This is a genomic window from Olleya aquimaris (assembly GCF_003259525.1).
GTDB classification, from domain to species: domain Bacteria; phylum Bacteroidota; class Bacteroidia; order Flavobacteriales; family Flavobacteriaceae; genus Olleya; species Olleya aquimaris.
The window spans coordinates 16,713-39,445 of sequence record NZ_QLLO01000012.1 but is presented as its reverse complement, the minus strand read 5'-3'; the positions used below and the strand labels follow the sequence as shown (position 1 = coordinate 39,445).

The window sequence follows — 22,733 nt, the reverse complement described above, 5'->3', positions numbered from 1 at the left end:
GGGAAGTAACTTACTTTCTTTTATTTGTTAATCACTTGTTATTGTTGTTTTTATAGGTTTTTATCTTCTTTTATTTGTTGCTTTATTGCTCTTTTTTGATTAAATTTGTTGTATATCTGTTGCCTTAAATACGGATTTGTTGCCCAAATCTGTTGGCGAAAATAAAGGCGAAATGATGCACCATAACGCACCACGCTGCACCATTACGCTACATAAAGCACCATTTATGAGCAGTAATTTATTCATTCCTAAAACTTGTAAGCATTGCGGTAATGCGTTTACAGCACGCACAACAGTTACTAAATACTGTGGTGATACTTGTGCAAAAAGGGCATATAAGGCTCGCAAGCGTCAAGAAAAAATCCAAGCTACTCTTACTGAAGATATGCAACAGCAAAAACAAGTTGTTGAAGTTCACAATCCTAATGCTGTAAATAACAAAGATTTTTTAAGCGTTACAGAAGCCTCACAACTTATTGGTGTGAGTAGATGGACCATTCAAAGAATGATTCAACAAGGACGTTTAAAAGCAGTTCCTTTTGGTAGAAAGCGTATTGTGGCCAGATGGCAAATAGAAAACCTCTTTAATTAATTCCATTATGAAAGTAACATTAAGACAACGCAAGAAGAACGACAAAATAAGCCTGTATTTAGATTACTATCATAAAGGTAAACGTAAAACCGAATACTTACGCTTATACCTTACACCAAATCCTAAAACCAAAACGGAAAGAGAGGTAAATAGGAAAACGAAGCAACTTGCAGAAACTATTTGTGCACAACGACAGATTGAAATTCAAAACGGTATTTATGGCTTTCAAGATATTGAAAAGCTAAAAGGCAGTTTTATTACTTACATCACAGCTTTAGCAGAAAAGAAAAATACAAGCTCTGGCAACTATGGAAATTGGAATAGTATGCTAAAACATTTAAAAAAGTTTTGTCCAACTGATGTTAGTTTTCAAGACATAGACAAATCATTTGTTGAGCGTTTCAAAGAGTATTTAGATAAAGATGCAATAAGTAGAGCAGGTAAAAAACTGTCTCAAAATTCAAAATATTCATATTTCGGAAAATTTTCAGCAGCATTAAAACAGGCGGTCAAGGATGGTATTTTAAAAGTAAATCCTGCAAATGGTGTTGAATACTTCAAACAAGGCGAACCTCAACGAGAATTTTTAACGCTTGATGAATTACAAAAAGTAGTTAATACAGAATGTGAACTGCCTATTTTAAAGAATGCTTTTATTTTTTCAGCTTTAACCGGATTACGTTGGTCAGATATTGAAAAACTAATATGGTCAGAAATCCAGCACTCTAAAGAAATGGGATATTATATCAGGTTTAGACAAAAGAAAACTAAAGGTGTTGAAACCTTACCAATATCATACCAAGCAAGAAATCTATTAGGAGAAAAAGGTAATCCAGATGATAAAGTGTTTGATGGCTTACATTATAGTGCCTGGTCTAACTTAAAGCTACAACAATGGATGATGAAAGCAGGTATTACTAAAAATATAACCTTCCATTGCGCGCGCCATACCTACGCTACCTTACAATTAACATTGGGTACAGACATATATACAGTATCAAAATTATTAGGTCATAAAGAATTACGCACTACACAGATATATGCTAAAGTAATTGACGATAAAAAGAAAGAAGCTGCTAACCGTATTCAACTGGATTTATAATGAAAGGAAGTGTATTTTCAAGTTTGGTTTCTATAACCAATGGCTTACATAGAGATAATAGACAAAAAAAGGATTTTAAATACCTACTGTCTGATTTTAAATTGAATCCAAAAGCCAATAATGCAGTTTTTAAAGTAAACTTTAAAAAGCCTTTAAATGCGAAAAAAGAATACTACCAAAAGCTAATCTTTATTGAAACAGAAAATACAGTAGCATCATTTTCAAAAGAATTTCCCGTAAATGCAACTACACCGGAAAATAAATATAGCTATACTATTCTACTTAATAAATTTGATAAGTACTTAAATGACATTGCAACTTATATCAATAAGAGAGGAATAACAGCAGATTTAAATAATGATGATAATTATATCATAAACTACTTAAAAGTGTCTGCTATAAGATTGTATGCTGAACTACAAGAGCAATACGGTCAGTTTTCAGAAAACACAACATTTTCTATTTCAGAAATTGCAGAAAAATACTTTAATGATGAAACTTTTGATGTTAATGTGATAGAAAAGAGCACCACTAAAAAAGTTGCTACCAAAAAAACATCAAAAACGAAAGCAAAACCAAAGACTTCTTTCGGATATAAAAGTAATGACACTTCAACTTTGCTAACTGTGCTCAAACTGGTAAATCTAAAAATAGATTTGTTAGATAACCGTACAACTGTAGAACAGTTGCACGAACTCTTATTAGCAAAAGATTTCACAAATACAGAATCGCAAATTTATCTTCAATGCGAGACGACACAGTTTAGTTACCTTGTAACAAAACTTAAACCATTTTTTATTTATTTCAATCCTACGGCAATAGAACGTTCTGGAAAATTTGTTACCAAAACAGGTACGCTATTAAAGGCTAATAATCTTCACAAAAACAAAGTTCATAACCCAAAAGAAAAGGAAGAAATAGATAAAATTATCCAACAACTGCAATAAAAAACAGTAAGAATAGTAAGAAACCTTACTGTTGTCTTACCCTTGTTTTACACTCTTACTAAAATCGAGAAGCCAATTTTGAACCTTTGTCCTGTTCTTGAAAACCAAGAATGACATTTGGCCAGATGTCCATTTACTATAAACTAAAATTTTATTAGTTATGGACGAAATATTAGAACGTCTCAAAATTATTGAACAGCACGTTTTAGACAGAAACATTATTGTAAAAAACGTATTGAGCTTCAACGAAGCGTGTAAGTTTTTGGAATTATCACAATCCCATTTATACAAACTTACAAGTACAGGAACCATTCCACATTATAAACCGAATGGAAAGAAAATTTATTTTAACAGAGTCGAATTAGAAGAATGGTTATTAAGTAACCGTGTTGATTCACAAGATGAAATCGAACAGCAAGCTGCCGATTACCTAATTAAGAAAGGAGCGGTGAAGTTATGACTGAAATAATCGATTTAATCTTGGCACTCTCGCAAGATATCAAGGACTTAAAAGCACGTATCGAATTGTTGCGACAATCGAGAGCAGAAGTATTAAAGGATACGTGGATAGACAATCAAGATGTATTGCAGACTTTACATATTAGTAAGCGTACGTTGCAAACTTTAAGAACCAATGGCACTTTGCCTTACAGCAAAGTAAAAGGTAAATTTTACTATAGAGTTGCTGACATAGAGCAATTGCTTCAAGATAACTACTACAACCATAATTTCAAGCAAGATGGAAATAAGTAGAGAAGCAATTTTAGACAAAACACATTATGGCTTAAAGATTTATGCCTATGTGTTAAGACAGTATTATCCTGATACAACAGTCCTTTCCGTAAAAGGAAGGGACTGCGGGATAACTCGTAACCCATTTAATGGTGGAAAAGAAACTTTACGGATTCATATTGATGGAGTGATTGCAACCCATAGAGATACCGAACTAAAAACCTTTAACGGTGATGTATTTGAATTTGCCAAATATCATTTTAAAACTATTGATGAAGCTGATTTATTGCAGAAAATAAATGAAGCAGTACATCTGAATTTAGAAATCAAAGAAAATGACGAGTTAGAATGGTTAAACGAACCAGACGATACCTGGTATGCTTACTGTAGCTTTTTCAAAGCACCTGTTCGTAATGTATTTCCTGCGGAAACATTGCGACTGCATCAAATATTTGCATTAATCACAAGTGATAAATACAAAAGGATTACTGAAGAATTAAGAGCAATTACCAATGTAAAAGAAGCACGTAAATTCAAAGCAAATCGCTTTGATTACGTAACACTTTCAGGAATATTTGAAAAACGAGGCGATAAAAATTTGCTAAAGCATTCTAATTTATTAACCATTGATTTTGACCATTTAGAGAATCTACAAGAGTTAAGAACACAGCTCTTAAATGATGAATATTTTGAAACCGAAATGCTATTCATATCACCATCTGGTGATGGTTTAAAATGGATTATTAGAATAGATATTTCAGAAGTATCACATTCAGAATATTTCACAGCAGTAGCAAATTACATTAAACACAATTATAACATTGAGGTTGACCAGTCAGGTAAAGACGTTTCCAGAGCGTGTTTTTTACCATATGACCCAACAGCCTTTCTACATAAAAGACATCAAGCATTATGACTAAAATATTTAACCCAAAAGATTGGTTAGAAGTTCCTAAAGAGCAACCTCAACCAAAAAGCAACACCGCAACAACTAATGTTGTTGCAGTTGCTGATAACGACATTGAATCCTACATTTCAGCAATAGAGCAATCAGGTACAGACATAACAGGAAGTTATGCCACTTGGAGAGATTTAGGCTTTGCATTAGCAGAAGAATATGGAGAAACAGGAAGGGATTATTTCCACCGTATAAGTAAAAATTATGCAGGTTACGATACCAAAGAATGTGATGCACAATTTGATAAATGCTTAAATGCAAAAGGACACGGTATTACAATTGCTACCTTTTACCATTACGCACATCAGTCAGGTATCAAACCGACTAAACAACAGTACAACAGCGAAGTTGCAACAAACGTTGCAACGGTTGTCGATACAAAAGAGCAAGCAATGCCAACAATACCAGAAACGGTATATGAAAATTTGCCACAGTTTTTACAACAAGTTGTAAATCCTGCTAATGGACAGGAAGAAAAGGACATTTTGTTATTAGGCGCATTAACAGCATTTAGTGCGTGTTTTCCTAAACTCTTCGGAATCTATGACCAACGTAAAGTATTTAGCAACTTATATTTATTTGTAACCGCACCTGCATCTGCAGGTAAAGGAAGGCTTAACCAAATTAAAAATTTGGTAGAGCCTGTTCACAAATTAAAACGAGAACAAGCAAAAGTATTAAAGCAGCAATTTCAAGCAGAAACCGCTACTTATAATATGAACAAAGGCAAAGATGAAAACTTGGAAAAACCGAGTAAGCCACCAGAACGAATGCTGTTTATTCCTGCTAACAATAGTGTAACAGGCGTATATCAATTAATTTCTGATAATAAAGGCAGAGGATTAATTTTTGAAACCGAAGGCGACACGTTAGCCCAAGCCTTTAAAAGTGATTATGGCAATTATTCCGATGGGTTTCGTAAAGCATTTCATCACGAAACCATAAGCTATTATCGCAGAACAGATAGAGAATATGTAGATATTGAAAAACCCTGTTTATCAACAGTATTATCAGGTACACCAAAACAAGTGGCGACTCTAATACCCAACGCAGAAAATGGCTTGTTTAGTCGCTTTATGTTTTACTATATGAATATAAAACCAACTTGGAAAAATGTATTTCAAAATAGTAATAAGTTAGGTTTAGATGATTACTATAACCAATTAGGTAGCGAGTTTTTAGAATTGTACAAAACGCTAAAAAACAATCCAGAGATTGAAATACGATTAACCACAACCCAACAACAGCAATTCAATACATTTTTTGAATCCTTACAGACCAAATACATCAACCTACAACCCGAAGAATACATTGCAACAATAAGGCGATTAGGCTTAATTGCGTTTAGGATAATGATGCTATTCACAGCATTTCGCATTATGGAAGATGGCGATGTAAACGCAACTAAAGAATGTGAGGATATAGATTTTGAAAATGCACTAACTATTATTTCAATTTTAGTGAAGCACAGTAGTAAAGTATTTAATGATTTACCAATAGAGCAAAAAGTAACAAAACGGTTAAATAGAAAAGAACGCTTTTTAGAAAGTTTACCAAAGCAATTTAGCAGACAAGAGTATTTAGATTTAGCCACAAAACAGAGCATCCCACATAAAACAGCAGAAGGTTATATTACCAAATTTGTTGATGCAGGATTAATACACAGAGAAGCACACAATAACTATTCAAATCCTGCAAAGACATAGTTAAGGATTTCGAGGATTTAAGGAAATGATTAAATGGACTTCCTCAAATCCTCAACTTCCTCATTACCTGTTAATAACTGTTTATATCTTTTTACTTTCCTTTTGTTACCTTTTCTTAAATTAGACAAATATTGACAAGTCAAAATATCTCTAAAATGACATTTGGTAATTATATAAGGAAGTTAAGGGAAGAAAAGCAACTATTACTTCGTGAAGTTGCTTCACAAATGAATATTGATACTGCTTTATTAAGTAAAATTGAAAGAGGTACTCGCATAGCTAGAAAGGAACAAGTGGAGGATTTAGCTAAAGCATTAAATGAAAGTGAAAATGAGTTACTAAACTTTTGGATGGCTGATAAAATTGTCAATATGCTTAAAGATGAATCCAACAGTACGGAAATCCTCAAAAAAGCAGAAGAAGAAATTAAGAACTTAACCAACAAAAAACAGTAGCTTCTAAATGGCATTATTCCAAACATCAGTATTAAAAACATATCTGGCGCAACAAGATAATTCAGTAGTTGAGCGTGCCTATAAAAAATACACCAAGTATTTTCACAATGCTACCATTCAGGAGAATATTAAAAACTCTAAAGAAGAACAATACCAAGCCAAGTTTCTAGATGAATTGTTTGTCAATATCTTGGGTTATACCCTAAATCCAAAACCTAATTTCAATATCACTACCGAGTTTAAAAACCAAAAAGGCGCAGGAAAAGCAGACGGAGCCATTTTAAAGGAAACCAAAGCTATTGGAGTTATTGAACTAAAGGGAACCAATACCAAGGATTTAGAAAGCATCCGCAAACAGGCGTTCGATTATAAAGCCAATCAAAAAGGCTGTGTGTATGTTATTACGTCCAATTTTGAGAAGTTGAGGTTTTACATCAACGATGCTACCGAGTTTTTAGAGTTTAATCTCTTTCAGTTAGCGCCCGAAGAATTTGCTTTAATGTACCTATGCTTACAAAAGGATAACATTCTCAACAATCTACCATTAACCATTAAAGAAGCGTCTTTAGTTGAGGAAGACAAGATTACCAAACAGTTTTACAACGACTATTCCGTATTTAAACGCGAACTCTTTAGAGACCTCGTAAAACGAAATGCCAAACGCCTAAAACAAAATGTCATTGCGAGCGAAGCGCGGCAATCTCATAATGGAGACGATAGCACCGAACTAAAAGCACTCGAAAAAAACGTAAAACTATCCCTATTCAAAAAATCACAGAAACTCATAGACCGTTTCCTGTTCATTTTCTTTGCGGAAGATAGAGACTTATTACCACCAAACTCAACAATACAGATATTAGATAAGTGGAAAGCCGACATCGATTTTGGTGACGAACGCCCATTATACAACCTCTTTAAACAATACTTTCATTTTTTAGATGAAGGTAGAAAAGGCACAACCTCAAGAGCAGAAATCTATGCCTACAATGGCGGATTGTTTAAACCGGATGCCATTCTCGATAGTTTAGAGATTGATGATGACTTACTTTACAAACACACCTACAAACTCGCTAAATACGATTTTAGCAGTCAAGTAGATGTTAATATTTTAGGTCACATTTTTGAAAACTCACTTAATGAAATTGAAAGCGTTAATGCTGAAATTGAAGGTGGCGAGTTCGATAAACAAAAGAGTAAGCGTAAAAAAGATGGCGTGTTCTACACACCAAAATACATTACCAAATACATTGTAGAAAATACCATTGGTAAACTCTGTCAAGAGAAAAAAGAATCATTAGGCTTTAAAGAAGAAGCCTATTTCGAGATAAAAAAGGGAACACACCAAAACACCAAAAAACAACTATTAGAAGTTTTAGATAATTACAGAGCGTGGTTACTACAAATAACCATTTGCGACCCAGCTTGTGGCTCTGGAGCTTTCTTAAACCAAGCGTTAGATTTTTTGATTAAAGAACACCGTTACATCGATGAGCTAAAAGCAAAAGTATTAGGTGGTGGCCTTATTTTAAGTGATATAGAAAACACCATTTTAGAAAACAATATTTATGGGGTTGACCTTAACGAAGAATCTGTTGAAATTGCCAAACTATCGCTTTGGTTACGTACAGCACAACCACGCCGAAAACTCAACGATTTAAGCAACAATATTAAATGTGGTAACTCATTAATTGATAGCAAAACCGTTGCAGGAGATAAAGCCTTTAATTGGCAACAAGAATTTCCACAGATATTTGATAAAGGTGGTTTTGATGTAATTATTGGGAATCCGCCTTGGGGAGCTAAATTTCCCGAATTAGATTTAAAATTTGTTAAAAGCAAGCATCAAGCTATAATAGTAAGAATGATAGATTCATTTATGTTCTTTATGGACAAATCTATTGACTTGATTACCAAAGATGGAGTTATTGGAATGATTGTTCCTGATGTTATCCTATATCAAAAGGATAATTCAAAACTTCGAGAAAGAATATTAGATGAAACACATCTTAACATCGCTTTAAATGTTGGAGATGGAATTTTTGAAGATGTAGCTCGACCATCAGCTATTTTAATTTACGAAAAAACGGAATCTATAGAGCCTATAATAGTAGGTAATTTTAATAAATATAAGGATGACGACATTACTGTTATAAAAACCTATGAAGTAGAGAAAGACTTGTTTTATTCTATTCCTAATACAGTAATCGCAACACAAAATTTAAAGGGATATGAACTTTTAAAACGTTATAAGAAGTCTACTTTAAAAGATTATATTGATGATGATGGAATACAAAGAGGTGTTAGTCCAGATTTAAAAGATGCATTTATTGTTACTCAAGAAATAATTAAAGAAAGAAAATTAGAAATAGACTTTATTAAAAAAACTGTCACAGGTGGTGTAGATGTAAAACGCTATTATACTATTGATTCAGATAAATATCTATTTTACCTAACAAAGGAAGATAATCCTTCAGATTTCCCTAATATTTATAAATACATTGAGGAGTATTTACCAAGAATAACTTGCAAAGAAGTTAAACTGGGTAAACATCCATTTTACACTTTACACAGAGCAAGAAATAAAAATATATTTGAGAAAGAAAGTAAAGTTTTAGGTGTCATAACAGGAGACAGTATAATTACTTCAATCGATGAAGAAAAAATATATCCTACCGATGGGTTATACTTATTCAATAGCAATTCAAAAATTTCAAATAAATATTTATCTGCATTTTTAAATTCAAAAATTTCAACTTACTTATATAGACTTCTTTCCTCTGAAACAGGAAGAACTTTAGCACAAGTAAAACCTGTGTTGTTATCGCAATTACCATTTGTTGAACCTGATGAGCAAACAGTATCAGAAGTTGAGAATGTCTATGATAAGATTTCAAAGGAAATTAAGGAGTTTGTCTTTATTAAGACAAAATTCATAACCTATTTGTTGCACCAATACAATGAATTAGTTGTAACCCGAAAACTCGATAACTGGCACGAGTTAGACTTTGCAGACTTTATAAAAGAACTCAACAAAGCCATTAAAAAAGCAAGTGGCACACCATTAACCAAAAAAGACGAGTTCGAGTGGTTAGAACTCTTTGAAGACAACAAGAAAAAAGCCCAAGAGTTACAAACCCAAATTACTCAAACAGAAAAAACAATTGACACTATGGTGTACGATTTATATAGCTTAACACAAGAAGAACGAGAGATTGTTGAAAATTCATAAAAATTAATAATAGTTGTCATTGCGAGAAGCGCAGCGACGTGGCAATCTTTTAAATTGAAACTAAAAAAATAAATATGTAATACTGAAAATCCCAATACCAATGCAAGAACACCTCAAAACGAACATACTTAACTTTAAATGGCCTAATAGTGCGCCTACCATTTATTTAACTTTAGAAGATATTGAAGGTAGTCATCCTATACATAAATCTAAATTTTCAAGGCAGATTAAAGAGGTGTTTCCAGATGCAGACTTATCTAACAAAGACCAAATATTTACAACATTTACAACGGAAATACCAGATGCACCAAGCATTAAGTTAAATTTAGTAGATGGTAGAGAATTAAGAATATATAAGCAATTCCTTAAACACCAATTAAGAAGCTATTTTAAAGCAAAAGACTATGTAGTTGTAAAAAACTTTGTAGGTGATGTACAGGTTTGGATGCCTTCTCTTAAAGGCAATACAGAGCATTATAATTTATATTATAAGTTTTCATTTAAAATACAATTTGCAAAATTAACCGACTTACCAGAACTTATTGTATCGTACGATGGCACATCAAAAGTCCTTACAACGTCTGTTAAGGATATTGAGGATTCAGAGTTAATAAAACGTTGCGTATATGGACAAACTATCTTCAATTATCAAATGAACCTCGATACAGAGGAAAAAGAAGATTATTTCAATGCTATTGAGTTTGATAAAGCATTCCCAATTTTTAGTTTACCATTAGCCAGAGCATTAGAGATACCTATTGAAGAACCAATTAGACCAGCTAATAAATACCAAAAGTATGTAGCACTTATTAATAATTTTGCAACCAATTATTTGTTTGCAGAAGATTTTAAAGCCATTTTCCCGTTTAAAAACGATGCATTTATTGATGTGCCTCTCAACCGTATTAATCACATTGACCCACAAGTAGGATTATTAGAGTTTGGTAAAGACCAATATGGTAACAAGAAAACCCATTTAGTGCCTAAATTGGCAATGAATAACCTTAACCCATACAAACGACCAAACAACCAAAATATTAAGTTTTTCTTTGTGTACCATACCTCGCATAAAGAAGCAATTAAAACATTTTACAACAACCTTAAAACTGGTGTTACGGCAGATAAAAAATATTTTAAAGGGATTGAGGCTTATGTAAACATTAAGGCTTCAACTTCTAAAGAGCATTTTATAGAGTTTACCAACGAAAGCGACCCAATTCCAGAAATTACAGAAAAGTTAGAAAACCTTTCATTCGACCACGATACTGTACGTTATGCAGCGTTTTATTTAAGTCCTTTCGATAAGTTTACACCAAATCCTGAAGACCGAGAAATATATATTCAAATCAAAGAACTCTTTCTAAATGAAGGCATTGTTACACAGGTTGTAGATTATGAAAAAATGGTGGTCAATATCGAGAATCAATACAACTTCCAATTCTCATTACAAAATATGGCATTGGCAATTCACGCCAAATTAGGTGGCGCACCTTGGAAACTTGCAGTAACCGATAAAAAAGAATTAGTAATAGGTGTTGGTGCATTTACCAATCAAGGCGAAAACAGACGTTATATAGCAAGTGCCTTTAGTTTTCAAAACAATGGCTTGTTTAGAAAGTTCGAGTATTTTGACCAAAGCGAAACAGACCTGTTAGCAGGTAGTATATGTAAAGCCATAAGAGATTTTACATCTGTTGCAGAAGCTGATAAAGTAGTCATTCACTTCTATAAAGAAATGAGCTACGAGGAACTAAAACCTATTATAAGAGGGATGCATACATTAGGGTTAAAAATTCCTCTCTACATTCTAAATATCAATAAAACAGAAGCAGAAGATATTATTGCTTACGACCTCAATTGGAATAAAAAGTTAATGCCAGTAAGTGGTACATACATACGTATAAGCGAAAACCAATTTTTGCTGTTTAACAATGCACGTTACCCTAATTCTCAAAGGTATGCAGATACAGATGGCTATCCATTTCCAATAAAAATTAAAATAAGCAGTCCAGATGAAGATGCTTTTGAAGATGCAGACGTCGTGTTAGAATTATTAACACAAGTATATCAGTTTAGCAGATTGTATTGGAAATCACTACGACAACAGAATGTCCCAATCACTATAAAATATCCAGAAATGGTAGCACAAATAGCGCCACGATTTAATAATGGTGTTCCAGATGATGCCAAAGATGCTTTATGGTTTTTATAAAAGAATGATATGTCAAGATTAAGAAGAAAAGAAACACTTGCATCTATAATGGGTTTTGGTTTTATCCATTTTGAGTTCCATTTAATTGAAGATTATATGAATCATATGGAAACTCATTTTGAAAGAGAATTAAAAAATATAGAGGTTGAGTATGATAATTTTCAAAAATCCAAAGAGGTTGATAAATCAGAATATTCAGAGGAATATTTAGACCACATACAGGATTCCTTTATTGACAATGTTTTTATGTTTAATGATGTTTACATCAAAAATTATAGAAACGCTCAAATCATACAACTGTATTCTTTTTTTGAAGATGTTTTAAAACGTGGTTGTGATAGGTTCGCATCGTATAAACAAACAGACTACAGAGTAGATGACTTAAAGGGTAATAATGATATTGATAAGGTAAAGAAGTTCTTAAAGCAGTCAGCTAAAGTTGATTTTTCGATACTCAATCCTGAATGGAGTTTTATCGATAATTTTAGACAAGTACGTAATTTAGTTGTTCATCATAAGGGTATAATTAAAAACAACGATACCGTCAATAATAGTGATAAAAAGTTCAATAACATTAAGAGTTTTAGCAAAGGTAAGTTTACTTTAAAACAGTATGTCTCTTCACAAAATAGATTTGAAATAGTACTTGATAATCCAAAATTCTTTAAAGAGATAGTAAATAACATTGAAAGTCTATTAGATAAAATAGGCAGTAAAGAAATGCCTTTAAACGAAGTAAAATAGAGTATGTCAAACCCAATAAAACAACATTATATTCCACGTTCATATTTAAAGAACTTTGGAATTGAAGGTAGAAAAAGAAATTATTTTGTTGATGTTTATAAAACTGATGATGATATTCTTTTAGAACAGATTAGTACTAAAGATATTTGTTTTGAGAAAAACATATATACTATTCCAGCAGAATCTGATGAGATTAAATATGCATTAGAAAAACATTACGCTGAAAATGTAGATAGTGAATTTCAAAAGGTCTATTCTCTGCTTATTGATGAAAAAACTTTAACGGTAACCCAAGAACAAAAAATACAGATACTCTACGTTTGTCTCTCGCTATATTTTAGAACACCAAGAATTTTAAATCTTCAACGGAGTATGAATAATCAAATTTTTGATAGAGCAGCTCATACAGCAGATGAAGAAGGATTGATAAAAATGAACTTATATGGTGAAAAAATAAAGTTTCACATTGATGATATTGAAGCTGTAAAAAAAGAACATAACGAACGTTCAAGAACGGTTTTTTTAGTAAACCATTTAGAACAATGGGGGAATTTTGTAAAATATAAATATGACTGTACTATTAATGTTATTAAAATTAATGATGCGAATGCACCTCTCATAACTTGCGATAATCCTGTATCCATCAGGCATTTTGAAACAAATCGTTTTCAAGGGTTATATGACCCAAGAGCAGTAATAACTTTACCATTAGACCGCTCACATTATTTAGAAATTCATCCCAATGACTATGCAGATGGCCAAACAAGAATTAATCGTCTTACACAAGATAGAGACTATGTATTCACTACAAATGGAGTAACCCAACAGAATGCAGAAAAACTATTAATTGGTTATAAAGGAGATATTGATAAACATTTCGATATTCAAAGTCATTATGAAAAACCAGAAAATGGTGAGGAATTTGTCAAAAAAGCTAAATACAGAGCGGAACAAGCTCTAATTCTATTTGAGATTTTAAAGAAAAAAGGATTTGTTTCCAATGAATTTATTGGTAAGCTAAAAGAGTTATTAGAACACCCTTATTGTAAGGATGACATACAAATGCTGAAGTATAAAAAAGTACTTTCTAAAATGGGTAAGTGGTAGTATAATACTTTTGCAACATCATTTGCAACACCATTGCATTAAATAATTTATATATTTGTCTAAATTATATGAAAATATTTTTTTCCATATCAATGTCTATTTTATTCTTTTTTCAAGGGATAAGCATAGATATGGACTTTTGTGGTCCAATTAAAGAAATTTCAAGTGTTATTACCCATTATCAAGAACATAAAGTCTATGGCGACTCTTTCCTTGAATATGTAGTTGAAGATTACATTGACAATGATACAAAAAATGAAGGGCATCATCATAACCCAGATAAGGAGAATACACCTTTCCATTCCCATAATCAATGTTGTCACCCTTTGGTATTAATTATTGCGAACAACAATTTGGCTTTAACCAATCGACTAAAATTTGAAGAGAAAAAACAGTATAATTTACATAAAGTAAACTTCACTTCCAGATATTTGGAATCACTTTTCCAGCCACCAAGGGCATAATTCAGTTTTTTTAAAGGATAACTATATCCAATTTTGAGCCTAAATGGTTCTTTTTATTTCGTACAATTCTATTTCTTATATCAGAATTGTATCGAATAGTTTAACTGAATTAATACATTTTCTATGATTAATAAAATCATTGATTTTTCAATCAATAACAAATTCATTATTGGTTTGCTAACGCTTACCATTGTTGGAGCAGGTATTTGGAGTATGACCCAAGTACCAATCGATGCTGTTCCAGATATTACCAATAATCAAGTACAAGTCATTACACAAGCACCCAATTTAGGTACAGAGGACATTGAGCAATTTGTAACCTATCCTGTGGAAGTCGCAATGAGTAACTTACCTGAAGTAAAGGAAATCCGTTCCATTTCTCGTTTTGGCTTGTCTGTGGTTACTATAGTTTTTGACGATGATATGGGAACGTATCTACCGCGTCAATTAGTAGCTGAAAAACTAAACGAAGTCAAAGAACAAATTCCGAGTGGTTTTGGCGAACCAACTATGGGTCCTATTTCTTCTGGTTTAGGAGAAATCTATCAATACACACTTAAAGTAAAACCAGAATATAAAGACAAATATTCGGTTACTGATTTGCGTACAATGCAAGATTGGATTGTACAGCGTCAAATGGCTATGGTAGAAGGTGTTATTGAAGTAAACGCAATAGGTGGAAAAATTAAACAGTACGAAGTTGCTGTAGACCCAAACGAACTAAAAGCTATTGGTTTAACAATTACCGATGTTTTTGAAGCTCTTGAAGCCAACAATCAAAATACAGGTGGTGCATACATTGAAAAGAACCATCAAGCCAATTTTATTCGTGGCGAAGGCTTGGTGCGTAGTTTAGAGGATATTAAAAAGATTACGGTTAAAAACACAAACAATATTCCAATTACCGTAGGCGACATTGCAACGGTACAATTTGGTGCTGCTATTCGTTATGGCGCTTTAACCCAAGATGGCGAAGGCGAAGTAGTTGGTGGTTTGGTTATGATGCTTAAAGGCGCTAATTCAAACGATGTTATTGAGAATGTAAAAGTGCGAATGGCTCAAATTGAAGAATCATTGCCTGAAGGCGTGATTATTGAACCTTTATTAGACCGTAGTAAATTAATAGCAGAAACGACATCAACGGTAGCTGGAAACCTTATGGAAGGCGCATTAATAGTCATTTTTGTACTTATCTTTTTATTAGGAAACTGGAGAGGTGGTTTAATAGTAGCTTCAACAATTCCATTATCACTATTATTCGCATTTATACTAATGAATGTTTTTGATGTTTGGGCTAATTTAATGAGTCTGGGAGCAATAGATTTCGGAATTATTGTCGATGGTGCTGTAATTATTGTAGAAAGTACAGTTTTTCTTATTGCATCACAAGTATTAAAGAAAAGGAAATTGACATCCAAAGAACGCGATGGCGTTGCAGCAGATGCTTCAAAAAAAATGATGAATGCTGCCTTTTTCGGCCAGCTGATTATCCTAATTGTATTTCTACCAATATTAGCATTAGAAGGCATTGAAGGAAAAATGTTCAAACCAATGGCATTGACTTTCATTTTTGCAATGATTGGTGCAATGGTACTTTGTTTGACGTATGTACCAATGATGTCTGCCTTGATTTTAAGAGCACCAAAAAATGACAAACAATCGTATGGCGATAAATTTGTGCATTGGGTAGAACGTAAATACCAACCGCTATTAGAAAAAGCCTTAAAGAAAGGAAAATTAATAATTGGTGTTTCTGTTGTATTATTTGGTATTGCAGTTTTTATGTTTACAAGAATGGGTGGCGAATTTATTCCACAATTAGATGAAGGTGATATTGCATTTCACGCCATCTTAAAACCCGGTAGCTCACTTACAGAAACGATTGAAACAACTACAAAAATTGAACAAATTGTAAAAGCAAAGTTTCCAGAAGTTGAAAAAATAGTCAGTCGAATTGGTGTTGCAGAAATTCCAACAGATCCAATGCCAATGGATATTGCTGATGTTTTTGTAATACTGAAACCAAAAAGCGAATGGACTACTGTAGAGACAAAAGATGAACTCATTGAAAAAATGAAAGAAGCTGTTGAAATAATTCCTGGTGTTAACTATGAATTTACACAACCCATTGAAATGCGTTTTAATGAATTACTTGAAGGTGTTAGAGAAGATATTGCTATTAAACTTTATGGAGAAGATATAAATCTACTGTCTCAAAAAGCAGAAGAAATATCTAAAATCATTGCTGGTACAGAAGGTATTGGCGATATGAAAGCGGAAGCTACAACGGGTTTACCACAAATGACAATTACGTATAACAGAAGTAAATTGGCACAATACGGACTTCAAATAAATACATTAAATCAAATTGTGCAATCAGCTTTTGCAGGAGGAATAGCAGGAACTATTTTTGAAGGCGAAAAGCGATTTGATTTGGTGGTTAGGTTAAGTTCTCATAATCGTAAAGACATAACAGATGTGCAAAATTTGTATATCAACTTGCCTTCTGGTGCGCAAATTCCATTACGTGAAATTGCGGATGTTAGCTACAAAGCTGGTCCAATGCAAATCAGTAGAGACAATACCAACAGAAGAACTTATGTAGGTGTCAATGTTAGAGGTCGTGATGTAAAATCATTGGTAGAAGAAATTAAAACTAAATTAGATGCACAATTAGAACTGCCTTCTGGTTATTTCATTCGTTATGGTGGTGCTTTTGAAAATTTAGAACGTGCCAGTAACCGTTTACAAACTGTTGTTCCTATTGCCTTGTTACTCATTTTTGTACTGATTTATTTTGCATTAAAATCCTTACCACAAACCTTGATGATTTATATAGCAATCCCAATGGCAACCATTGGAGGTGTTGTAGCGTTATGGTTGCGTGATATGCCTTTTAGTATTTCGGCAGGTGTTGGTTTTATTGTGTTGTTTGGTGTTGCAGTATTAAACGGATTAGTAATGATTAGTGGTTTGAATGAGTTAAAAGAAGAAGGAGTTACCAATCTAAAAGATAGAATTATAGAAGGTACAAAGCGAAGAATCAGACCTATAATGTTAACTGCTTTTACAGATGTTTTAGGCTTTCTACCTATGGCAATTTCAGCATCGGCTGGTGCAGAAGTTCAGCGACCTTTAGCAACCGTTGTAATTGGTGGTTTGTTAACCTCTACACTATTAACATTATTCGTTTTACCTATATTATATCATTGGGTAGAAAACAAATCATTCAATTTTAGGGCTAACAAAAAGGTAATTACAGTTACTGCTATGGTGGCTTTTATGTTTTTGTTGCCAATAACAGGAAATGCGCAAAAAATAAATGATTCGTTACCAATTATTTCGATGCAAGAAGCTGTAAAATTGGCTAAAGAAAACTATCCAAGTTTAAAACAACAACAACTCGAAATTGATAAGCAACAACAATTAAAAGGAACTGCTTTCGATTTTGGTACTACCCAAATTTTTACGGGAGGTGAAGAAATCAATAACGGAAATGGTATTTACACCACTATTGGAGTTGGTCAATCAAATATTGATGTATTTGGTATAGCACCAAAGAGAAAATTACTGGAGCAACGCATTCAGTTAGCTCAAAAAGCGTTTCAGCTTTCAGAATTAGATTTAGAACTGGAAGTAAAGAAAGCGTGGGCAAATGCTTTACAGAGTAAAAGGAATTATAATTTATACAAAGAGTTAGATTCCATTTATACCAACTTTGAAAAAGCAGTTGCTTTAAATTATGAAGTAGAAGCCATTTCTAAACTGGAATATGCAGCAGCCAAAAATCAAGCCTTACAGATTCAGAATAAATTTTTGCAATCAAAAAGCGAATATGTTATTGCTTTACAACAATTAAACTTGTGGTTGATTTCAGATGATTTTTATACGGTTTCAGATGAAATTGATATAGCGAGCGAAATAAATGTAGAATCCTTTAGTATAGAAGCACACCCTTTATATACTGTTTCTCAACTTCAACTCGCAGAGGCAGAAGCAAACTTTAAAGCTGCCAAAGCTGAAAATTTACCAAAGTTAAACCTTCAAGGTGGTTTGCAAAAAGTAAACGGAAATTCAGGGTTTTATACCTATCAAGCTGGTATTTCCATACCGTTTTTATCTGGTACAACAAAAGCACAAGTTAGAACTGCAAAAATTGATAGGCAAATTGCCGAATCAAATATGCAGTTCAAGCAAAAGGAAGTGCAATCTAAATTTAATCAAGCCAAAGAAAATCACCAAAAATGGAAAACATCTTGGCTGTTCTATAAGGATGAAGTATTACCACTTATTAAAGAACAAAAAACTGGTGCTTTGTTTGCTTATAAAGAAGGAGAGATTGATTACACAGCGTTTACACAACTTATAAAAGAAGCTATTCAATCAGAACTGGAAGCTCAAACAGCGTTAGCAAACTATTTAGAAAGTACATTTCAATTACAATATTTTAATCAATAAGACAATGAAAAACACACAATATATAATTTTAGCACTACTAACAGTTTCATTTTTAGTTGTTGCTTGCGGAAATAAAGAAAGCCATAAGGAAGGTGATGGTCATTCCCATAACGAGGAACAAAAGATTGAAGAAAACGATGACCATAGCGAAGGCGAAGAAGTGATGCTTTCACAACAACAGTTTGAAGCTTTAAAAATGAAGATAGACACCATTGCATTGCGTAATATGAGTGGTTATGTAGAAGCAAATGGCACATTGGAAGTACCACCACAAAGTGAAGCAGCAATAACTTCTGTAGTTGGTGCAAATGTGTTATCCATAAAAGTGATTGAAGGAGACAAAGTGAATAAAGGTCAAATTGTGGCATATCTTTCACATCCAAATATTATTCAAATGCAAACCGATTATTTGAATGCTTTTAGCAATAGTAATTTTTTAAAGAAGAACTTTGAGCGTCAACAAAAATTATATGATGCGGGAGTTGGCTCTGGTGCAAATTTTCAAAAGGCCGAAGCCGAATATGATGCCTCTAAAGCTATGGTAAATGGATTGGAAGCGCAGTTGAAACTATTAAACATAAATACGTCATCAGTACGAAATGGAACAATTGCTCAAAGTATATCATTACGCAGTCCTATTGAAGGCTATGTGCAAAAGGTAGAAGTAAAAACAGGACAGTATGTTGAACCACAAACTGAACTCTTTGAAATTGTAAATACACATCACGTTCACGCTGATTTAATGGTCTTTGAAAAAGATGTGTATAAAGTTAAGAAAGGTCAAAAAGTAAGCTTTAATATACAAACAATGCAAGATGAAGAATTAACAGCAGAAATCTATTCCGTAAGCAAAACATTTGAAGATGACCCTAAAGCAGTACACGTACACGCTGAAATTGAAAACAAGAAAGGTAACTTAATTCCTGGAATGTATATCCAAGGTAAAATTCAAGTAGAGAACACCAAAACAAAAGCACTTCCTGAAAGTGCGATAGTAAAAGAAGGTGATAGATTTTTCGTGTTTTCGGCAGAAAAAGAAAATGACGATTGGAGTTTTAAACCTATTGAAGTGCTTTTAGGAGCAAAAGATGGCAATTGGGTAGCTGTTCAATTTACTGAAGAACAAGATAAAATCACAAAATTCGCTTATAACAATGCGTATTATTTAATAGCCGAAATGAAAAAAGGAGAAGCAGAACACGAACATTAGATTATGCAAACCATAGAACAATTATTAGAGTTAAAAAATATTCGCGTTACGGCAATGCGTTTATTGATTTATAAGTTTCTTGTAAATAAACAAGTAGCAGTAACATTAAGTGATATAGAAAATGCTTTTGAAAAAGCAGATAGAACTACATTGTACAGAACTATTAAAACATTCGAGGAAAAAGATATTGTGCATCAAATAGATGATGGTACAGGTATTACTAAATATGCTTTATGTGAACAAGGTTGTAGTTGTGATATAAATAAAGATTTACACTTACATTTCCATTGTAACAATTGTAATGAAACCATTTGCTTAACAGACCATAAAATACCAAAAATTAAAGTGCCTGATGGCTTTGTTTCAGAAAATGTAAACTTGGTTGTAAAAGGTATATGTGATAAGTGTAGTGGATAACAAATGCACTTCCATTGCACTAACGATTGTACTACTTTTATTCAAAATTAATGGATATGAAGTTTAATGCTAAAATACCTAAACCTCTTAAACAGGCTTATAACGAAGAATTAAAACGATATAGTTTCTGTTTAGAAAATAAGCAGTATAGTAATGCTTGGTATCATTTAGAACGCAGTCATATCATAGGGCAATCTTACCCAATAGAACATACCTATTCACATTGGTTAATGCTAAAGTTTGGATTTATGCAAAAAGATGCTAAAGAAGTACTCGGTCAAATTATTAGGTTACTTGTTGGTGGTTGGAAATCATTTATTGACCACGTGCCACTTGGTAACACAGGCAGTGCAAACGTACCACCATTAAAATCTATGCCTATACCTAATGATATTAAAAATTTATTCAATTCAAAATGAAGAAAAAGAAAGTCAATTTAAGGGATTTAAAACCAAATTCAGAAGAACAACATTCTCACGATGATGGTCATAATCACGCTAATGGAAGTGCATTTAAAACTTATGTGCCAGCAATTATAAGTTTTACGATGCTTATGATGGGTATAGGTTTAGATTATTTTGATGTTTCTTTTTTTAAGAATTGGACTCGCATTATATGGTATGGTATTGCTTATTTACCAGTTGGACTTCCTGTTGTAAAAGAAGGCTGGGAAAGTATTAAAAAAGGCGATGTATTTACAGAGTTCTTTTTAATGTCTATAGCCACTATTGGAGCCTTTATTATTGGCGAATATCCTGAAGGTGTTGCAGTAATGTTGTTTTATGCAGTTGGGGAATTATTCCAAAATGCAGCAGTTAACAGAGCAAAAGGAAATATAAAAGCCTTACTTGATGTAAGACCAAATGAAGCTCTGGTATATCGCAACAATAATTATGTGTCTGTAAGTCCAGAAACGGTTGAAATTGGTGAAAAAGTGCAAGTACGTGTAGGAGAAAAAATCCCTTTAGATGGTATTCTACTTTCCGACAAAGGTTCATTCAACACAGCAGCATTAACAGGTGAAAGTAAACCAGATACGATTGCAAAAGGCGAAAAAGTATTTGCTGGAAGTATTAATATGGATGGCGTTATTGAAATTGAAACCACCAAAGAATTTAAAGATAGTTCCATTGCTCGAATTTTGGATATGGTACAGAACGCAACAGCTCGAAAATCTAAAACAGAATTATTCATCAGACAATTCGCTCGTATTTACACACCAATAGTTGTGTTTTTAGCAATAGGTGTTACGTTTCTACCATACTTTTTTGTAGATGATTATGTTTTTAGAGATTGGTTATACAGAGCCTTAATTTTCTTGGTGATTTCTTGTCCTTGTGCTTTGGTAATATCAATTCCATTAGGTTATTTCGGAGGATTGGGAGCAGCTTCAAAAAACGGAATTTTATTTAAAGGCGCTTCCTTTTTAGATGCAATGACCAAGATAAACACGTTGGTGATGGATAAAACTGGAACGGTTACTAAAGGTGTTTTCAAAATAAAAGAAATCAAAGCAATTGGTTGGGATGAAAAAGAGTTTATGAAGTACCTGATGGCGATGGAAGAACAATCCACACATCCTATTGCAAAAGCTATTTTAGAATATAAAGATGAAGGCGCAGATTATGAGGCTTCCGAAGTTACAGAAATAGCAGGAAAAGGTTTAAAAGGTATAGTAAATGGTAAGACTGTTTTAGTTGGTAATAAAGCCCTAATGTCAGCCAATAATATTAAAGTTTTAGAGGAAACAGAAACTATTGTAGAATCTATAGTATTAGAATCTATAGACAATGAATTTGCAGGTTATGTTGTCATTGCAGATGAATTAAAAGAAGATGCAAAAGAAACAATTACCAATTTACATAAAGTAGGTATTAATAATATAATGATGCTTTCTGGAGATAAGGATTCCATTACCCAACAAGTAGCAAGAGAATTAAATATTGAAAAGGCTAAAGGTGGTTTGTTACCAGAAGATAAATTAAATGAAGTTGAGCTTTTAAAACAAAATCCTGAAAATAAAATTGCTTTTATAGGTGATGGTATTAATGACGCACCAGTTTTAGCAGCAAGTGATGTAGGAATAGCAATGGGTGGTTTAGGTAGTGATGTCGCTATTGAAACAGCAGATGTTATCATTCAAACAGACCAACCTTCAAAAGTGGTAAAAGCGATTAAAATTAGTCGTTCCACTCGTAAAATTGTATGGCAAAACATCATTTTAGCATTTGGAGTAAAAGTAATTGTTCTGATTTTAGGAGCAGGTGGTTTAGCAACAATGTGGGAAGCAGTTTTTGCCGATGTTGGTGTGGCTTTATTAGCAATATTAAATGCAGTTAGACTACAACGAATGCGATGGAGTTAACCATTAAACTTCTGTTAAACAAAATGAACATTTGT

19 protein-coding genes are annotated in these 22,733 nt (G+C 32.9%); 18 read left to right on the top strand and 1 reads right to left on the bottom strand.

What is annotated here, in order from left to right; translation table 11 throughout:
* Nucleotides 1-99 precede the first annotated feature (99 nt).
* A complete protein-coding gene (locus tag LY08_RS13650; RefSeq protein WP_245907594.1) occupies nucleotides 100-348 on the bottom strand; it encodes a hypothetical protein in 249 nt (82 codons plus the stop codon).
* Between the two features lie 37 nt (nucleotides 349-385).
* Between LY08_RS13650 and LY08_RS13645 the strand changes: the two genes are divergently transcribed.
* The 18 genes from LY08_RS13645 (at nucleotide 386) to LY08_RS13070 (ending at nucleotide 22,698) form a co-directional block, all read left to right on the top strand.
* A complete protein-coding gene (locus LY08_RS13645; protein WP_245907593.1) occupies nucleotides 386-592 on the top strand; it encodes a helix-turn-helix domain-containing protein in 207 nt (68 codons plus the stop codon).
* A 7-nt stretch (nucleotides 593-599) separates the two neighbouring features.
* Entirely contained in the window at nucleotides 600-1,694 is a 1,095-nt protein-coding gene (locus tag LY08_RS13150) for a site-specific integrase (protein ID WP_111660892.1), read from the top strand.
* The gene (locus LY08_RS13145) at nucleotides 1,694-2,641 is read left to right on the top strand and encodes a DUF6617 family protein (RefSeq protein ID WP_105473072.1); all 948 of its coding nucleotides are present in this window, start codon (nucleotides 1,694-1,696) and stop codon (nucleotides 2,639-2,641) included. The genes LY08_RS13150 and LY08_RS13145 overlap by 1 nt, the downstream gene beginning before the upstream one ends.
* Nucleotides 2,642-2,801: 160 nt before the next feature.
* A complete protein-coding gene (locus tag LY08_RS13140) occupies nucleotides 2,802-3,101 on the top strand; it encodes a helix-turn-helix domain-containing protein (protein ID WP_036122936.1) in 300 nt (99 codons plus the stop codon).
* A complete protein-coding gene (locus LY08_RS13135; RefSeq protein ID WP_027879784.1) occupies nucleotides 3,098-3,394 on the top strand; it encodes a helix-turn-helix domain-containing protein in 297 nt (98 codons plus the stop codon). The genes LY08_RS13140 and LY08_RS13135 overlap by 4 nt, the downstream gene beginning before the upstream one ends.
* Complete coding sequence (locus LY08_RS13130) at nucleotides 3,381-4,289, top strand: BT4734/BF3469 family protein (RefSeq protein WP_027879785.1); 909 nt, start codon at nucleotides 3,381-3,383, stop codon at nucleotides 4,287-4,289. Before LY08_RS13135 ends, LY08_RS13130 begins: the two co-directional genes overlap by 14 nt.
* Nucleotides 4,286-6,037 (top strand): DUF3987 domain-containing protein, encoded by a 1,752-nt coding sequence (locus LY08_RS13125; RefSeq protein WP_111660891.1) that lies wholly within the window; start codon nucleotides 4,286-4,288, stop codon nucleotides 6,035-6,037. The genes LY08_RS13130 and LY08_RS13125 overlap by 4 nt, the downstream gene beginning before the upstream one ends.
* A gap of 131 nt (nucleotides 6,038-6,168) precedes the next feature.
* A complete protein-coding gene (locus LY08_RS13120) occupies nucleotides 6,169-6,492 on the top strand; it encodes a helix-turn-helix domain-containing protein (RefSeq protein WP_245907592.1) in 324 nt (107 codons plus the stop codon).
* 7 nt (nucleotides 6,493-6,499) lie between these two features.
* Nucleotides 6,500-9,721: an Eco57I restriction-modification methylase domain-containing protein gene (locus LY08_RS13115; protein WP_111660890.1), complete on the top strand. Its 3,222-nt coding sequence runs from the start codon at nucleotides 6,500-6,502 to the stop codon at nucleotides 9,719-9,721.
* 100 nt (nucleotides 9,722-9,821) lie between these two features.
* Complete coding sequence (locus tag LY08_RS13110) at nucleotides 9,822-11,933, top strand: Piwi domain-containing protein (protein WP_054724085.1); 2,112 nt, start codon at nucleotides 9,822-9,824, stop codon at nucleotides 11,931-11,933.
* A gap of 9 nt (nucleotides 11,934-11,942) precedes the next feature.
* A complete protein-coding gene (locus LY08_RS13105) occupies nucleotides 11,943-12,677 on the top strand; it encodes a hypothetical protein (protein WP_054724086.1) in 735 nt (244 codons plus the stop codon).
* 3 nt (nucleotides 12,678-12,680) lie between these two features.
* Complete coding sequence (locus tag LY08_RS13100; protein ID WP_054724087.1) at nucleotides 12,681-13,784, top strand: DUF4238 domain-containing protein; 1,104 nt, start codon at nucleotides 12,681-12,683, stop codon at nucleotides 13,782-13,784.
* Nucleotides 13,785-13,852: 68 nt separating this feature from the next.
* Entirely contained in the window at nucleotides 13,853-14,248 is a 396-nt protein-coding gene (locus LY08_RS13095; RefSeq protein WP_236778447.1) for a hypothetical protein, read from the top strand.
* Between the two features lie 123 nt (nucleotides 14,249-14,371).
* Nucleotides 14,372-18,706: a CusA/CzcA family heavy metal efflux RND transporter gene (locus LY08_RS13090; RefSeq protein WP_054724089.1), complete on the top strand. Its 4,335-nt coding sequence runs from the start codon at nucleotides 14,372-14,374 to the stop codon at nucleotides 18,704-18,706.
* Nucleotides 18,707-18,710: 4 nt separating this feature from the next.
* Nucleotides 18,711-19,916 (top strand): efflux RND transporter periplasmic adaptor subunit, encoded by a 1,206-nt coding sequence (locus LY08_RS13085; RefSeq protein ID WP_054724090.1) that lies wholly within the window; start codon nucleotides 18,711-18,713, stop codon nucleotides 19,914-19,916.
* 3 nt (nucleotides 19,917-19,919) lie between these two features.
* A complete protein-coding gene (locus tag LY08_RS13080) occupies nucleotides 19,920-20,333 on the top strand; it encodes a Fur family transcriptional regulator (protein WP_054724091.1) in 414 nt (137 codons plus the stop codon).
* Between the two features lie 56 nt (nucleotides 20,334-20,389).
* On the top strand, nucleotides 20,390-20,752 hold the full coding sequence (locus LY08_RS13075; RefSeq protein WP_054731062.1) for a DUF3703 domain-containing protein: 363 nt from the start codon (nucleotides 20,390-20,392) through the stop codon (nucleotides 20,750-20,752).
* Nucleotides 20,749-22,698, top strand: a complete 1,950-nt coding sequence (locus LY08_RS13070) for a heavy metal translocating P-type ATPase (RefSeq protein ID WP_054724092.1) — start codon at nucleotides 20,749-20,751, stop codon at nucleotides 22,696-22,698. The genes LY08_RS13075 and LY08_RS13070 overlap by 4 nt, the downstream gene beginning before the upstream one ends.
* The last annotated feature ends 35 nt before the right edge of the window (nucleotides 22,699-22,733 follow it).